This window comes from Colwellia sp. KS18-150 (assembly GCF_057551365.1).
Window position 1 is genome coordinate 625691 of the sequence record NZ_BAAJMC010000001.1, and the last position, 15176, is coordinate 640866.

Consider the following 15176-nt stretch of genomic DNA (forward strand, 5'->3'; position numbering starts at 1 on the left):
TACAGGTGATATATGCTTCTAAAGAAACTAAAGTAAGGAAGATAATATGAGTGAGATAACTGTCAAACGAATTGGAATTCTGACCAGTGGTGGTGATGCACCAGGGATGAATGCCGCAATACGCTCGATAATATTAGCAGCACATCATTATCATATGGAAATAATCGGCTTTTATTATGGCTTCAATGGTTTAATTCTTGAAGAAAATATTCAGCAAGCAAGAACTCTCACTGTTAATGATGTTGATGGAATAATTCAACGTGGTGGCACTATTTTAAAAAGTGCTCGCTGCCATCAAATGCATGAACAAACAGGCATTGATAAAGCGGTTAATACGCTTGAAGTGAACGAAATAGACGCCTTAATAGTTATTGGTGGTGATGGCTCATTCAATGGTTTACTGAAGTTGGGGCAATATTGGAAAGGTCAGCTCATCGGTATTCCGGGCACTATAGATAATGACCTTGACGGTACAGATTTCACCATAGGCTTTGCTACAGCAGTAAATACTGGCATTGAAGCAATAGATAAGATTAGAGATACAGCTGATTCATTTGAACGAATATTTATTGTTGAATTAATGGGGCGGCACAGTGGGCATATTACCTTTAATGTTGGTATCGCCTGTGCGGCTGAAAAAGTCTTGTCTTTTGAGAACTTCTGTATTGAGAATCAAGAATCAAGAATAGCTGAATTAGCAGCAGAAATTAAATTATCAAAAGCCAATCGACACGCCAGTTATATAATCGTAATTGCTGAAAATTTGTGGCCAGAAGGTACTGGTGACCTGGCAAAAAGATTAAAAAAAGCGGCAAACATTGATTGCACTGTTTGTATTCTCGGACATATTCAACGAGGGGGGTCACCTGTCCCTAAAGATAGACTGCTAGCCACTAAAATGGGGGTTGCTGCCTTACAATCAATTATAAAAGGAGAAAATCTTATTATGATTGCTGAGCAGCATAGTGCCATTTGTTATATTCCTTTAAATATCGCCGTTAAACATAATAAAAAAGTTAATAAACAACTCGTAGATGCCCAAGAAAATATATTAGCTGTGACAGCACAAAATCAATATTAGTAAATTAAGAATAAAGCACGCCATTGTACAGAGAATTAAGTAGCTAGGGCCTTACATGCTGCAAAGATAAAGAAAAATTGCTGCCATGGCCTAGCTGACTTTCAACCAAAATTTCTGAATTTAAGATGCGGCTAAGCTTTTGACTTATTGCTAAGCCTAACCCAGCATGAGGCGTACTGTCTTCACTGGCGTTACTGGCACGATATCTCGCATCAAAAATATATGCGATGTCTTCATTACTGATGCCGGTTCCATTATCACTTACAGATATTTTAACTTTGTTTGCTATTTGCGATACAAGAACGACAATCTCACCCTTCTCTAAAGTGTGTCTCAGCGCATTTTCTAACAAGTTGGTAATAATACGCTCTAATTTAGCAATATCAGAATAAACAATAAATTGGCATCGTTCGGGGGCTAATTTTAAATCAATGTTTTTATCTTGAGCCTTGAGGGCGAATTTAGCAATAATATCATGTAACAGTTCACCGACAGCAAAGGTCTCTAAATTCACCGTCACTTGACCGTCTTCTAAATGTGCTAATTCGAATATTTGATCGATTAAACGTTTTAATTGCATCGCGTTTCTACTTGCTGTTGCTAAGTAATTGCTGCGCTCTTGCTCGCTCAATTGCGTATTTTTAAGAGATAAGGTCTCAATATAGCCTTGCATTGTCGCTAACGGTGTTCGTAAGTCATGAGACAGATGAGCCAGTAATTCACGTCTAACACGATCATTTTCCGTTAACTGCTCAAATTGCTGGTTAATCTGCATTGCCATATCATTAAATGTTTGCCCTAAAAAGTGTACTTCATTTGATTTAGCATTTTGCCATTGACTTAAGTTAATTTTGCTTTGCTCAAAGTGACCAGATTTTACGGCTTGCATCTCTTGACTTAACTTTCTAATCGGTGCGGTAAAATACCTAAACACAACCAAAAGCAACAGTAATAATAAAATCAGCGCACCAATAAATAAACTGCCGTATTGCTGCAAATATTTGTCATTATTTACTTGGCTAAAAATGGAATCATAAATTTCACCGCCAATAATCACATATAAATAACCTTGTAGATTATCACCACGATAAATTGGTGCCGCTGAGAATATTTTTTTGTTATCAAGACTACGAGGATCGTCAGCAAAAATGGGGACAGCACTAGGGGTAGCAATTAAGGCGACAATAGGGCTTAAATCTATTGATTTGCGTTTTATTTTATCTGATTCAGCGGAGTAAGTGATGATATTACCGGCAGGATCTAAAAAATAGAATTCAAAAGCTGGTCCTAATAGCATCAAGGTATGAAAGAGGTTTTCAAGCGCTGGCTTGTCATAAACGCCGTGTTGCAATAACGGGTTGTCGTGGGCTAGGTGTTCAGCAAGTTGGATATGAAGTTTTTGTTCAGCTTGAAATTTAGATTGTTCAGCAAGAGAATTACTCCAGTAAAAGAGTAATGAAGCGAGTACCAAAAAAGCAAAACACACCGATAAAGCTAGGCGTTGATAAAGAGAGAGAGTCATTAATGGACACCTGCTGAGTTAAGTTTATAGCCAACACCCCAAACGGTTTGAATAATTTTTGGGTCGCTGCAATTTGGCTCTAATTTATTACGTAAACGATTAATGTGGGAATTTACCGTATGCTCATAACCGCTGTGGTTATAACCCCAGACGTTATCGAGTAACTGTGCTCTTGAGAATACTTGATTTGGGTGTTTACAAAAAAAATCAATTAATTCAAATTCTGTTGAGGTTAAATTAATGGCTTGATCTTTATAGGTCACCTGATGGTATCTATGATCAACCAATAACTCCCCAATACAGGTAGTTATTTCTTCATTATTAGCAGTATCAACTTTAGCGTTGATACTATTTACCTGACCATTAAATGCTTGTACGCGTCTTAGTTGAGTGCGAACTCTTGCTTGTAGCTCTCTAACACTAAATGGTTTGGTCATATAGTCATCGGCACCTAGCTCAAGCCCTAACACTCTGTCAGTTTCTGATGTTTTTGAGGTCAGCATTAAAATAGCCTGTAATGGTTTCTCTTGACGAAGTTGTCGACAAATATCTAAACCACTGATATTAGGTAACATGACATCAAGTAATACTAATTGATAATGTTGGGATAAAGCCTGCTTTAGTGCTATTTCCCCATTAGCACAAATATCACAATCGAGATCTAATTCTGTTAAATGTACTTGAATTAAGTGAGCAATATCAGCATCGTCTTCAACAATTAAAACTTTATTTTTCATTATATTGGCCATTGGGTGAACTGGCACCCAATGGCCAAATTCACGCTACTGTGTTCGTGTTATTGTTAATTTTATTGCTGGGTTATCAAATCGATGTGCTTGAGTAAGCACAGAATCTGTTAATCCATCATCTTGGCTGACAACACCAGAATGATAACCAACAAAGTTGACATCATCTCGAGCTGCATCAAAACCAGTACCACCATCAATAGGACCAGGCATAGTTCCCATCGCTTCAGTATTCGCCTCTGTGCCTGAATCATAAACATTCAAGTTCCATGACATTGATTCATCAATTGCCATATTCGAAATGTCTATTCCAGTTAGACCGGAGAAAGCATCATTTGTATTCACTAACATGGTTGCGCTAGTAAAATGAGTGGCTGAACGATCGTTGGTGGTGATGGTAATAGTACTCGCAGCGCCCGGTGGTATTGGACCTTCATCAGTTGCTGAGGCTAGAACTGTTTCAGCAGAAATAAAATCAGCAGTATCACCACCTTCGGCTAGTTTTTCTAATGCTTCTGATGCGGCACTACCAACTACCCACATTTGGCTGTCGCCATGAAGAATAGCTGCAAGAGGAGATAAAGGTTGTGCATAAGTAAGGTTAGTTACTGTAACACTATAGCTATAATCGACTGGTACTGGCGCCGGAGCTGGCTCAGGTTCAATTACCATAGTGTCATCATCATTGTCGCTACAGGCTGTGATAGTGAACGCCAAAACACCCGTTAATAATATTTTATTTAAAGACATTGATTGGTTTTTATTGCTTAAAAAGGTAAACATGATGCCTCCTTATTCAATCACGATAGTTAGTTTTGCTACTGGGTTTAACCAACGATGAACGGTGCTGTTCGCATCACTGGTACCCGCATCATTATCATTATCACCTAAGTTACCACGGTGAATATGAATCATAGTATTGCTTTCAGTGTCAGTGACACCTGTACCATTCATGCCAATCAAATCTTCTAATGGCGGCGGTACTGGCATACCAGCCATACCTGGAGCGCCACTACCACGAATTTCATCATTTGCTTCAGTACCTGCATCATAAGCATTTAAAAAGACAGTATAGGTGCCAGCTTCAGTAGGGATTTCCCAGCTATCTAAACCAACAAAGCCATCATTACTTGGCAAAATCATGGTAGTAAGGGATAAATGAGTATTTGCTTCATCATTGCTAAGCATATAGCTAGTTGACATACCTGGAGTGAGTAAGCCACCAGCAGGATTTTCACTGATATTAGCATCGGCGTTAGTTAACATTGAAGAAAGACCGGAAATGTCTCCGCCTTCCGCCATCATTTGTAACTCATCACTCGACATTTCTCCAACCATAAACATACGGTTGTCCATGCTATGGGCAGCAGTGATCACAGGGGTAAAATGCAACCCTTGTGTTAAGTTGGTAAACGTAATTGATATATCTTGCGCTTGTGTTGCAGCGCTAACAAGTATAAAACTAGTAGCACTTACCATAGTGGTGAATTTGTTCATCGCTGTTTTCATGTTCCTTTCCTTCCTTTATCTTTAGTGTTATGAAATGACTAAAGCAAGTATGTCGTCAAGTTATTGCAACGAAGTCACATAGTTATCACGATTTTATTTTTTAATTATCACAGAACTATCACAGCAGTATTTGCTACTATATTTCCATTGCTAAGATCTTCTTAGTTAAAATAGTGTTTACATAATGAGCGAAAGGGAACGAATGATGAACAGCAATAACAAGTATTCAATTCAAAAGTGGCAGTTATCGACAAGGCTAGTTGTTTTAATGTTATTTACAGCTTTGTTTAGCATAAATGGAGTACAAGCAAAGCATGATGATGATACTAAGTTTGATTATCAAGATATATTCGAGCTTGAATATGCTGCTAACCCTAGAGTAAGTCCAAATGGTGAAGTGGTTGTTTATGAACGCCGTGCATTCGATATCATGGCGGATAATACTCGCACTAATATATGGCAAGTTAACATCGATGGTAGCAACCATAGAGCATTATTATCAGGTGATGCGAGTTATAGAATGCCGCGCTACTCACCAGACGGTAAACAACTTGCTTATATATCGTCGCTTGAAGGGAAAAGTCAGCTGTATGTACGCTGGCTTGATAGTGGACAAACCGCTCGATTAACTAACCTACAAGAGTCTCCTAGTAATATTGCTTGGTCACCGAATGGAAAATGGTTAGCTTTTTCTATGTTCAAACCTATGAGTGAGAATAATCTTTTCACCGATATGCCGGCGAAGCCAGAAGGTGCTAAATGGGCAGGACGTGCTAAGTATATTGATAAAACAAATTATCGAACGAATGGCGGCGGGTTTGTTGAATCAGGATTTCAACATATTTATGTTGTTCCTGGTATTGGAGGTACTCCAAGACAAGTAACTCAAGGTGATTTTCATCACTCTGGCAGCATAAATTGGTCATCAGATAGCCAACATATAATCACTTCAGCAGATCGCCATGAAGACTGGGAGTATCGTCCTCTTGAGTCCAACATTTACCAAGTCAATATTATTGACGGAAGTGTCATTTCATTAACTGATCGTTCAGGGCCAGATTTTGATCCTACAGTTAGCCCTGATGGTAAGAAGATTGCTTATTTTAGTGTTGAAGATAGAAAACTATCTAGCCAAAACCCCAATATTTTTGTTATGAATAGCAAAGGCGAGAAAGCCAAGAATTTAACCCATGGTTTTGATAGACCTTTAGCTAATTTGCAATGGTCGGTTGATGGTAAAGGTGTATATTTTTCTTACGACGACCATGGGCAAAAACGTGTGGCGTATGTTGACTTAAAAGGCAAAATCAAAAAAATTAAAGTCAAATTAGGGGGGCAATCTTTAGGTCGACCTTATACCTCTGGAGATTATCGCGTAGCTGGGAAAAACCAACTGGTTTACACCATGGCTGATACTCAACTCCCCGCAGATTTAGCCAGTATAAAGCTTAAACGAAACAAAAGTTCAAGCGTGAAAATTACACACTTAAATGACGATTTATTTGCCAAGAAGCCTCTAGCGTCAGTTGAACTATTAACCGTAAAATCTAGCGTTGATGAACGTATGATAGAAGCTTGGGTCGCTTTACCTGCTGACTTTGATAAAAGTAAAAAGTACCCTCTGATTTTAGAAATTCATGGCGGCCCCCATGCGGCGTACGGGCCTAACTTTTCCAGTGAAGTGCAGTTAATGGCGGCTAAAGGTTATGTCGTGGTGTGGGCAAATCCAAGAGGAAGTACTTCATATGGTGAAGAGTTTGCTAACTTGATTCATCATGATTACCCTTCATCAGATTATGATGACTTGATGACAGTTGTCGATGGCGTGATAGCTCAAGGCTATATCGATGAAGAACAGCTGTTTGTTACTGGCGGCTCAGGTGGTGGTGTACTTACCGCTTGGATTGTAGGTAAAACCGATCGTTTTCGAGCAGCCGTTGTTGCAAAGCCCGTTATCAATTGGCTTAGTTTTGCGTTAACAGCAGATGGTTATACCTATTATACTAAATATTGGATGCCTGGTTTACCATGGGAGCATGTTGAGCATTTATGGAATCATTCACCATTATCACTGGTTGGTAATGTTAAGACACCTACCATGCTGATTACTGGTGAAGTCGATTATCGTACGCCAATGAGTGAAACTGAGCAATATTATCAAGCATTGAAATTACGTAAAGTTGATACCGCTATGGTGCGTATACCAAAAGCACATCACGGAATTGCAGCAAGACCTAGTAATTTAGTCCAAAAAGTTGGCAATATTATCGCTTGGTTTGATAAATATCGTTTAGCGCAAACAAAAGGCCTTTAATGCTTGTATCACTTGGCTGTTTAATTAGAATCAAAGCTTATCTATAACCTGTTAAGGATTGCTCATGTCATTATCTGCTGAAAAGTTGAATCGCCCTCATTTTAATTGGCAAGATCCATTGCTAATAGAGTCATTACTTTCTGAAGAAGAGCGTATGGTGCGAGATGCTGCGCATCAATATTGTCAAGAAAGGTTGATGCCAAGAGTGCTTATGGCTAACCGAAATGAAACGTTTGACGTTGATATAATGACTGAACTAGGTGAGTTAGGCCTACTCGGCGCAACCATAGAAGAGAAGTATGGTTGCGCAGGTGTGAATTATGTTACTTATGGCTTAGTTGCACGAGAAGTTGAGCGGGTAGATAGCGGTTACCGCAGTGCTATGAGTGTTCAATCATCTTTGGTAATGCATCCAATACATGCTTATGGCAATGAAGCACAAAAAATGAAATATCTACCTAAGTTAGCAACAGGTGAATTCATTGGGTGTTTTGGTTTAACTGAGCCAAATTCCGGCTCAGATCCTGCGAGTATGCTAACCAAGGCCACAGCCGTTGAGGGCGGGTATTCAATCACAGGCTCAAAAATGTGGATCACCAATTCACCTATTGCTGACATATTTATCGTTTGGGCAAAACTTGATGGCATTATTCGAGGCTTTATTTTAGAAAAAGGTATGCAAGGTTTGTCGGCGCCAAAAATTGAAGGGAAATTTTCACTGCGCGCATCCATTACCGGCGAGATAGTTATGGATAACGTTTTTGTACCTGCTGAAAATATGCTGCCAAACGCAAAGGGATTATCAGGTCCTTTTGGCTGTTTAAATAAAGCGCGTTATGGTATTGCCTGGGGAGCATTAGGTGCAGCAGAGTTTTGCTGGCACAGCGCAAGGCAATATACACTTGATAGAGAGCAATTTGGTAAGCCACTTGCCGCAACGCAATTGATCCAAAAGAAGTTAGCGGATATGCAAACGGAGATCAGTACGGGTTTAATGGCTTGTTTGCAGGTAGGTCGACTAATGGATACCGATCAATTAGCACCAGAAGCCATATCATTAATAAAGCGCAATTCATGCGGTAAAGCGTTAGATATAGCCCGCACAGCACGAGATATGCATGGTGGAAATGGTATTAGTGACGAATTTCACATCATACGGCATGTAATGAATCTAGAGGCTGTGAATACTTATGAAGGCACGCATGATGTGCATGCTTTAATATTAGGTAGAGCGCAAACAGGAATACAAGCGTTTTTTTAAAGGAATAAGAGTTAAGGAAATATTCCTTAACTCTACTTTTTGATTAGCTACGTGCAGTTACTTCAAGTAAATGGTAACCAAATTGTGTTTTAACTGGACCTTGAACTTCATTTAATGGCGCAGAAAATACTACTTTATCAAACTCTGGTACCATTTGACCCGGTCCAAAAGTACCTAAATCACCACCTTGGGCTTTTGATGGACAATTAGAGTGTTCTTTTGCAACTTCTGTAAAATCTTTACCCGCTTCAATTTCGGCTTTTAATGCTAAACATTGTTCTTCGGTATCAACCAATAAATGACGCGCTGCAGCTTGAGACATACTTACTTCCTATTAAATAATTGTGTTTTAAAATCTTGCTAACCATAGCTTATCTATTGAATTATTGAAAGTCAGATAGGCAAGATTATTGTCTATTTTGTTCGGGTTAATTGCCTTTTATAATCAATTTTAATAATCTTAAATTTAACTTTTAATTGAATAAAGCGATTGTTGAATATGGAAACTGTATTTAGTCATAAGCTCCCTAATCTTAAACATTTAAGTTATTTATTGGCCTTAGATAAATATCAACATTTTAACAAAGCTGCCCAAGCTTGTTTTGTTAGCCAGTCAACGATGAGTAGTGCAATTTTAAAATTGGAACAACAGCTTTCTTGCCAGTTATTGGAACGTGAGCATAAGAGTTTTATTTTTACTCAGCACGGCAAACAAATCGTGGCTTTAGCTCGCCAATTATTACTCAATGCAAATGAGTTGGTTGCGTATGCTCAGCAACAAAGTGGTAATAATGCTGGTAGTGTTCGTCTTGGTTGTATTCCAACGATTGCCCCTTTTCTACTAACTGATTTAGTCAGGGTAAGTCAAAACAGACTTCCTGAGCTTGAATTGTATTTGCGAGAGGACACGACAGAAAGGCTAATGCAGCAGCTTGCGCAAGGGGATATAGATTGTGCTATTTTGGCTTTACCTGTACCTAATCACGATTTTGCTAGTCGCTCATTAGGTAAGGATGCTTTTTATATTGCAGGTAATGAGCAGCTTGTAGATCAATACATGCTAAAAGATAGCTTTCAATCGCTGGCTGATAAAAGTGTCTTTTTACTCAATCATGAGCACTGCTTAACTGAGCATGCTATCTCAGCTTGTCAGTTAACTGATGGTAATAAAATCAACGATTTTTCAGCTTCAAGTATCGCCACTTTAGTGCAGATGACCGCATTTCATCAAGGGGTTACTTTTTTACCTGAAATGGCCGTTAATAAAGGCTTAGGAAAGTTAGAAGGTTTAAAGGTAATCGCTATTAAGGACAATGTCTATCGAGAAATAGGCATACTTTGGCGTAAAAACAGTATGCGAGCACCAACCTTCAATAGTATCGCTGGTATTGTCAGTGATTTACTTAAGAATGGATAACGTATTAGTAGAAATAAAATTATTAAAATAATTTCAAACTTTTTTATAACTCGCGACTACCTTATAAATAACATGTTAAAAAAATAGTAACAGAACATAGGAATATGTGTGTTTAAACGAAGTGATGATGCATTAATTGCACAGGCATTAGCAGGTAAAAAGTCTGCATGGATAGCGTTAGTTAAGCGTTATGAAAAAAGCATTTTTAATTATGCTTTACGTATGGTGAACAACCATGCTGACGCGATGGACTTGATGCAAGATATATTTATGGCGCTATTTAAGAGTTTGCATACTTTTAGAGCAGAAAGCCCATTTAAGGGATGGTTATTTAAAATAGCCCATTATCGTTGTATTGAGTTTTACCGTAAAAAAAGGCCGATGCAATCTTTAGATGATACTCCAGAGCAATTTGATGAACAGAGCAATGATTGCCCTGAACGAACATTGGTAGAAGAGCAGCAAAGCAGTACCCTTTTGCAGGCAATTCAGCGTTTACCTATCAAGCAAAAACTCGTTGTTGAATTGAAGTTTTTTCAGCAATGCACGTTTGAAGATATTGCTCAGCAATTGGAAATTTCGACTAATACAGCAAAATCGCAGCTTTATAGCGCACTAGATAAATTGAAATTGTATTTACCTGCGAGCTTTCTTGCAACACAAGATATACGAGCAGACGTTGAACAAAGTAGTGAGGTTAATCATGTCTAAAGATGAAATGACACAACAAAGAAAAGCAATGGCAGATATTATTGCTCAACAAGCAAGTACAGAGCAGGAAGTTGAGGTACCAAACTGGCACAGGGCAGAGGCATTTGAGCAAACCTTTGATAATAACTCATCACAGTCAACAGGCTTTTCTTGGTGGCAGCGCCTTGGTTTTGTTTCTGGGCAAGGGCTTGCTGTAACGTCTTTTGCTTGTTCACTAAGTATTATTGCCGTGGTAGGCATGTTTATAAACAGCAATGATAATGTCGACCAGCAAGCGATTGCTGCGTTAGTTAAAGCGCAAGTGGCAGAGCAATTAGATGCTGAAGTAAACAGAAAACTTCGAGAATTTGCTAGTGAACAACAGGTCATTCTTGCTAATTACAAGGCAGAGCTAAGTGCGAGACAAGAGAATGCCAATTTACAACTAGCAGGCTATGTGATTTCGTCGGCGCGTAATGAACGTAAAGAAGATTTTAGTGATTTTGTAAGTTATATCAATGAACAACGTAAAGATGAAAAATTAGCACAGAAACTTAAGTTCCAAGAATTAGAGCAGGCAATAAGTTATCGAAAAGCTAGTTTTGAGACACCAGTTCAAAAACCTTAAATTTGTAGACAGTTAGGAGTAACGAATGAAAAAGTTTATTAAGTGCCAAGGTGCAATACCGTTTAAGGCGACTAAGATATTATCAGCATTGGCAATATCAACAAGTTTGATAACACTCTCTGCAGGAGCTGCAACGAGTGAAAATAGCTATGAAGACTTGTCTAAGCAATTAGATATTATGAATAATATTTTTAAGTCGTCATTAAAGTCACAAGAAAATAAAAAATTGCGTGCTAGCAAAGTTGATAGTCTTTATTTATCTGGTCAAGGGGTTGTTTTCACGGTTACTTCATCCAACTCTTTTTCTTGGGGGCAGGGCTTTGAATTCGTGATGCACGAGCCTGTGGCGCCTGTTGCACCTGTGCCTCCTGCTGGCTCGGATATTGAATTTGAATACTTTAGTGATAATGAAGAAATAATTATTCATATGGAGCAAGCACAAGAACATCAAAGAGAGCAATACCGTGATCTTCGCGAAGAGCAAAGAGATCTAGCTTATGAGTTACGTGATTTAGCGCGCGAAAGTAAAGATTTAGCTTATCAATTGCGCAATGTTGATAAAGCAGAGCAAGCTAAGTTAGCAGTTAAACAAAAGTCACTTAAAGCGCAAAAAGCCGAGTTAGAAAAAGTTCAAGCTAAACTTGCGAAGAAAACTAAGCAAATAAAAGTACAGCAACAACAGCAGACTCAACAAAGACAAAAACAAAGGGCTGATTATAATGCGCTATTATCTACTACATTGATTGAAACATTATGCTCATACGGAAACAGTCTTAAAGCGTTACCTAAAAATGAACATGTAAGTTTAATTATAAAGTCTGCAGGAGATAAAACTGAGTTTAGCGGCTATAAAGATCAAATCTATGTATTTAATAAGAAAGATATTGCTGCTTGTGCAAGTGATGACATAACAACGGCGAAGTTATCTTCTATCGCTAGTAGTTATCAGTTTTAATGGTAGTTATATTAGTGGCTAATATCGAGAGTTAGCCACTTAGTCAATGAGATGTTTATGCGTTTAGTTAGCTTGAGAGCATTTTTTATTTGCAGCTTGAGTAGAAAAATCGTGGTTTCCTATTTCATCATCAGTGTTATCACTGTCATCACTTCGCGTAAAGAACGCAATAAATTGTTGAAGTTTATCATTGAAGATAATTGAAAATTCGAAGAAATAATTTCGCTCACTTACGACTTGTACATCAACAAAAGCAAAGGTATCCATATTGCTATCTAAGTTTAAGCTTATCGGTGCCAACGTTGGTAAAGCACTGCTATAAATTAGGCCAGCGCTGTCTTTGTTATAATCGTACATAACATTATTGTGACTAGTGAGTAACAATGCAGGTTTAATTAAAATAGCATCCGCACGGGCAAAGCTCATGCATAGAGTGAAGGTAAGCACTATGGTGCATACTAGCGCTGTGAACTGTTTCAAAATAACTCTCCTTTGTTTATGCTACTTAAAAAATTAGCTTACCAGATAAATTCTATCATCTTTGGTTACATTTTCACTATAGATGTTTACAAATGTAACTACTAGGTTATTGAGGCAAGTTGTTTGATATTTGCGATAAGGAGTTACTGTTCACTATATGAACGATAATTTAATCGGTTTGGTATAAAAAAGTATTTCAAGTATTCTAACATTTATGTTGAGCAAAGAAAATTTTGCAAAAAAAAACGTCATTTTCATAAAACTATGAAAATGACGTAATAGCAATTGGTCTAACTTAATGGCGGCTGTTATTTTGAAAGTTGCGCTTTTTTATCTAATCTAAATTGATGCAATAATGGCTCAGTATAACCACTTGGCTGTTCTACACCTTTAAACACTAATGCAGAAGCTGCTTTAAAAGCGATACTATCAGTAAAGTTATCACTCATTGCTTGATAGCTTGTATCGTTAGCATTTTGCTCATCAACAATTTTAGCCATTTTCTCTAGGCTTGCTTGTACTTGCTCTTGAGTACAAATGCCATGATGTAACCAATTAGCAATATGCTGACTAGAAATACGTAACGTAGCTCTATCTTCCATCAGGCCAACATCATTAATATCAGGAACTTTCGAACAGCCAATACCTTGATCAATCCATCGCACCACGTAACCTAAAATACCTTGAGCGTTGTTATCTAACTCTGCCGTTATTTCATCAGTAGACCAGTTAGTATTGCTAGCTAAAGGAATGGTTAAAATATCATCTAAACTAGCACTTTCACGTTGCGATAAGGTTTGTTGCAATGCAAACACATCAACACGGTGATAATGCAAGGCATGTAAAGTCGCGGCAGTTGGCGAAGGAACCCAAGCGGTATTTGCTCCAGCCTCTACATGATTAATTTTAGTCGCTATCATATTGGCCATTTGATCAGGAATAGGCCACATACCTTTACCAATTTGCGCTTTTTGACTAAAACCACACGCCAAACCAATATCGACATTATTATTTTCATATGCACCTATCCATGGTGTTAGCTTGATGTCAGCCTTTCGGGCCATTGGGCCAGCTGCCATCGAGGTATGAATTTCATCACCTGTTCTATCTAAAAAGCCTGTATTGATAAATACTACTCGCGCTTTTGCTGCATGAATACAGTTTTTAAGGTTAACACTAGTACGTCTTTCTTCATCCATAATTCCCATCTTGATGGTATTACGAGGTAATGACAATGCATCTTCTACGCGAGCAAATAAGTTATCGGCAAATTTTACTTCTTCAGGGCCATGCATCTTAGGTTTAACAATATAAATAGATGCTTCACTGCTATTACTTAACGCACTGTTGCCTTTAATATCATGTAAAGCAATTAGCGAGGTGATCATTGCATCCATGATCCCTTCTGGAACTTCTCTACCTTGTGAATCGATGATAGCGTTGTTCGTCATTAGGTGGCCGACATTACGAACAAACATCAGGCTTCGACCTTTCAATGTAGCTGTCTCGCCTGACAAAGTTTGGTAATCACGATCATCATTCATCTTACGAGTAAAACTTTGGCCATTTTTATTGATGCTTTGTGTTAGGTTACCTTTCATCAAGCCTAGCCAATTACTATAGGCTAATACTTTATCTTCACCATCAACGGCTGCCACTGAATCTTCGCAATCCATGATGGTGGTTAATGCAGACTCAAGCAACACATCACTGATACCGGCTGCATCTGATTGACCAATGTCACTATTTCTGTCGAATACTATCTCAAGGTGTAAACCATTATGCTTGAAAGCCAAACTACTAGGAGATGTTATGCTGCCATTAAAACCAATAAATGCTTCATTATCTTGTAAGCTAGTTTGCTCACCGTTAGCTAAGCTCACGATTAATTGTTGATCATTAAGGTGGTAAGCAACGACTTGCTGGTGACTAGCATTAGTTAGTGGAATAGCTTGGTCTAAAAAGTCTTTAGCAAAGGCGATAACTTTATTGCCACGAACCGGATTATAACTAGGGCTCTTTTCTGCTCCATCTTCAGTACTAATAACATCGGTACCGTATAAAGCGTCATATAAACTACCCCACCGAGCGTTTACGGCATTTAATGCAAAACGTGCATTCATTATAGGCACAACAAGTTGCGGCCCAGCTATCGTCGCTAATTCAGCATCAACATTTTCTGTACTAATCGTAAAATCATCAACCACGGGGGCTAAATAACCAATATCGGTTAAGAATTGTTTATAGTGATCAAAGTTAAATTTATCGCCAAAATTTTCTTGATGCCATGCATCTATTTGAGATTGTAAATCTTCACGCTTAGCAACTAATTGCGCATTATCACTAGCTAAATCATTAATGAGCTGAGCAAAGCTTTTCCAAAAGTCACTTGAGCTTATACCTGTATCAGGTAGTGCTTGCTGCTCAATGAAATCATATAGATTTTGGTTTATTTGTAAGCCTTCTAATTCAATAACGTTACTCATAATTGCCTCTTTAGCTTTATTTGGTTTATGTACTGGGCTTGTAACTATTCTGAAGGGGAGAATGAAAGTTTACTAAGCTTGTGAGAT

At 38.2% G+C, this 15176-nt stretch carries 14 protein-coding genes; 7 read left to right on the forward strand and 7 right to left on the reverse strand.

All coding sequences use genetic code 11. The features are described from left to right. The first annotated feature begins 46 nt into the window (after positions 1 to 46). A complete protein-coding gene (locus AC27IF_RS02910; RefSeq protein ID WP_487052008.1) occupies positions 47 to 1081 on the forward strand; it encodes a 6-phosphofructokinase in 1035 nt (344 codons plus the stop codon). Between the two features lie 43 nt (positions 1082 to 1124). On the opposite strand, the gene AC27IF_RS02915 is transcribed toward AC27IF_RS02910, so the two are convergent. From AC27IF_RS02915 to AC27IF_RS02930, 4 genes are read right to left on the reverse strand one after another with little or no spacing between them, the layout of a single operon-like run. Beyond that, entirely contained in the window at positions 1125 to 2603 is a 1479-nt protein-coding gene (locus AC27IF_RS02915) for a sensor histidine kinase (protein WP_487052011.1), read from the reverse strand. Next, a complete protein-coding gene (locus tag AC27IF_RS02920) occupies positions 2603 to 3340 on the reverse strand; it encodes a winged helix-turn-helix domain-containing protein (protein ID WP_487052013.1) in 738 nt (245 codons plus the stop codon). The genes AC27IF_RS02915 and AC27IF_RS02920 overlap by 1 nt, the downstream gene beginning before the upstream one ends. 45 nt (positions 3341 to 3385) lie before the next feature. Continuing rightward, positions 3386 to 4132, reverse strand: a complete 747-nt coding sequence (locus AC27IF_RS02925; protein WP_487052015.1) for a spondin domain-containing protein — start codon at positions 4130 to 4132, stop codon at positions 3386 to 3388. 9 nt (positions 4133 to 4141) lie between these two features. Beyond that, positions 4142 to 4846, reverse strand: a complete 705-nt coding sequence (locus AC27IF_RS02930; protein WP_487052219.1) for a spondin domain-containing protein — start codon at positions 4844 to 4846, stop codon at positions 4142 to 4144. A gap of 214 nt (positions 4847 to 5060) precedes the next feature. Between AC27IF_RS02930 and AC27IF_RS02935 the strand changes: the two genes are divergently transcribed. Both AC27IF_RS02935 and AC27IF_RS02940 read left to right on the forward strand, forming a co-directional pair. Further along, complete coding sequence (locus AC27IF_RS02935) at positions 5061 to 7172, forward strand: S9 family peptidase (RefSeq protein WP_487052017.1); 2112 nt, start codon at positions 5061 to 5063, stop codon at positions 7170 to 7172. Between the two features lie 64 nt (positions 7173 to 7236). Then, entirely contained in the window at positions 7237 to 8433 is a 1197-nt protein-coding gene (locus AC27IF_RS02940; protein ID WP_487052019.1) for an acyl-CoA dehydrogenase, read from the forward strand. A gap of 43 nt (positions 8434 to 8476) precedes the next feature. Here the strand turns inward: AC27IF_RS02940 and AC27IF_RS02945 are convergent, their stop codons facing one another. Continuing rightward, the gene (locus tag AC27IF_RS02945; RefSeq protein ID WP_487052021.1) at positions 8477 to 8755 is read right to left on the reverse strand and encodes a peptidylprolyl isomerase; all 279 of its coding nucleotides are present in this window, start codon (positions 8753 to 8755) and stop codon (positions 8477 to 8479) included. Between the two features lie 177 nt (positions 8756 to 8932). Here AC27IF_RS02945 and AC27IF_RS02950 point away from each other — a divergent pair, with 177 nt between their 5' ends. From AC27IF_RS02950 to AC27IF_RS02965, 4 genes are all read left to right on the forward strand, one after another. Then, positions 8933 to 9850: a hydrogen peroxide-inducible genes activator gene (locus tag AC27IF_RS02950; protein ID WP_487052023.1), complete on the forward strand. Its 918-nt coding sequence runs from the start codon at positions 8933 to 8935 to the stop codon at positions 9848 to 9850. 108 nt (positions 9851 to 9958) lie between these two features. After that, positions 9959 to 10561 carry an RNA polymerase sigma factor gene (locus tag AC27IF_RS02955; RefSeq protein WP_487052025.1) on the forward strand — a complete coding sequence of 201 codons (603 nt, stop codon included), beginning with the start codon at positions 9959 to 9961 and terminating at the stop codon, positions 10559 to 10561. Further along, complete coding sequence (locus AC27IF_RS02960) at positions 10554 to 11168, forward strand: hypothetical protein (RefSeq protein ID WP_487052027.1); 615 nt, start codon at positions 10554 to 10556, stop codon at positions 11166 to 11168. The genes AC27IF_RS02955 and AC27IF_RS02960 overlap by 8 nt, the downstream gene beginning before the upstream one ends. Positions 11169 to 11193: 25 nt before the next feature. Next, positions 11194 to 12123: a hypothetical protein gene (locus AC27IF_RS02965; protein WP_487052029.1), complete on the forward strand. Its 930-nt coding sequence runs from the start codon at positions 11194 to 11196 to the stop codon at positions 12121 to 12123. A gap of 63 nt (positions 12124 to 12186) precedes the next feature. On the opposite strand, the gene AC27IF_RS02970 is transcribed toward AC27IF_RS02965, so the two are convergent. Both AC27IF_RS02970 and AC27IF_RS02975 read right to left on the reverse strand, forming a co-directional pair. Then, positions 12187 to 12603, reverse strand: a complete 417-nt coding sequence (locus AC27IF_RS02970) for a hypothetical protein (protein ID WP_487052031.1) — start codon at positions 12601 to 12603, stop codon at positions 12187 to 12189. A gap of 308 nt (positions 12604 to 12911) precedes the next feature. Next, a complete protein-coding gene (locus tag AC27IF_RS02975) occupies positions 12912 to 15089 on the reverse strand; it encodes a malate synthase G (RefSeq protein WP_487052033.1) in 2178 nt (725 codons plus the stop codon). Between the last annotated feature and the right edge of the window lie 87 nt (positions 15090 to 15176).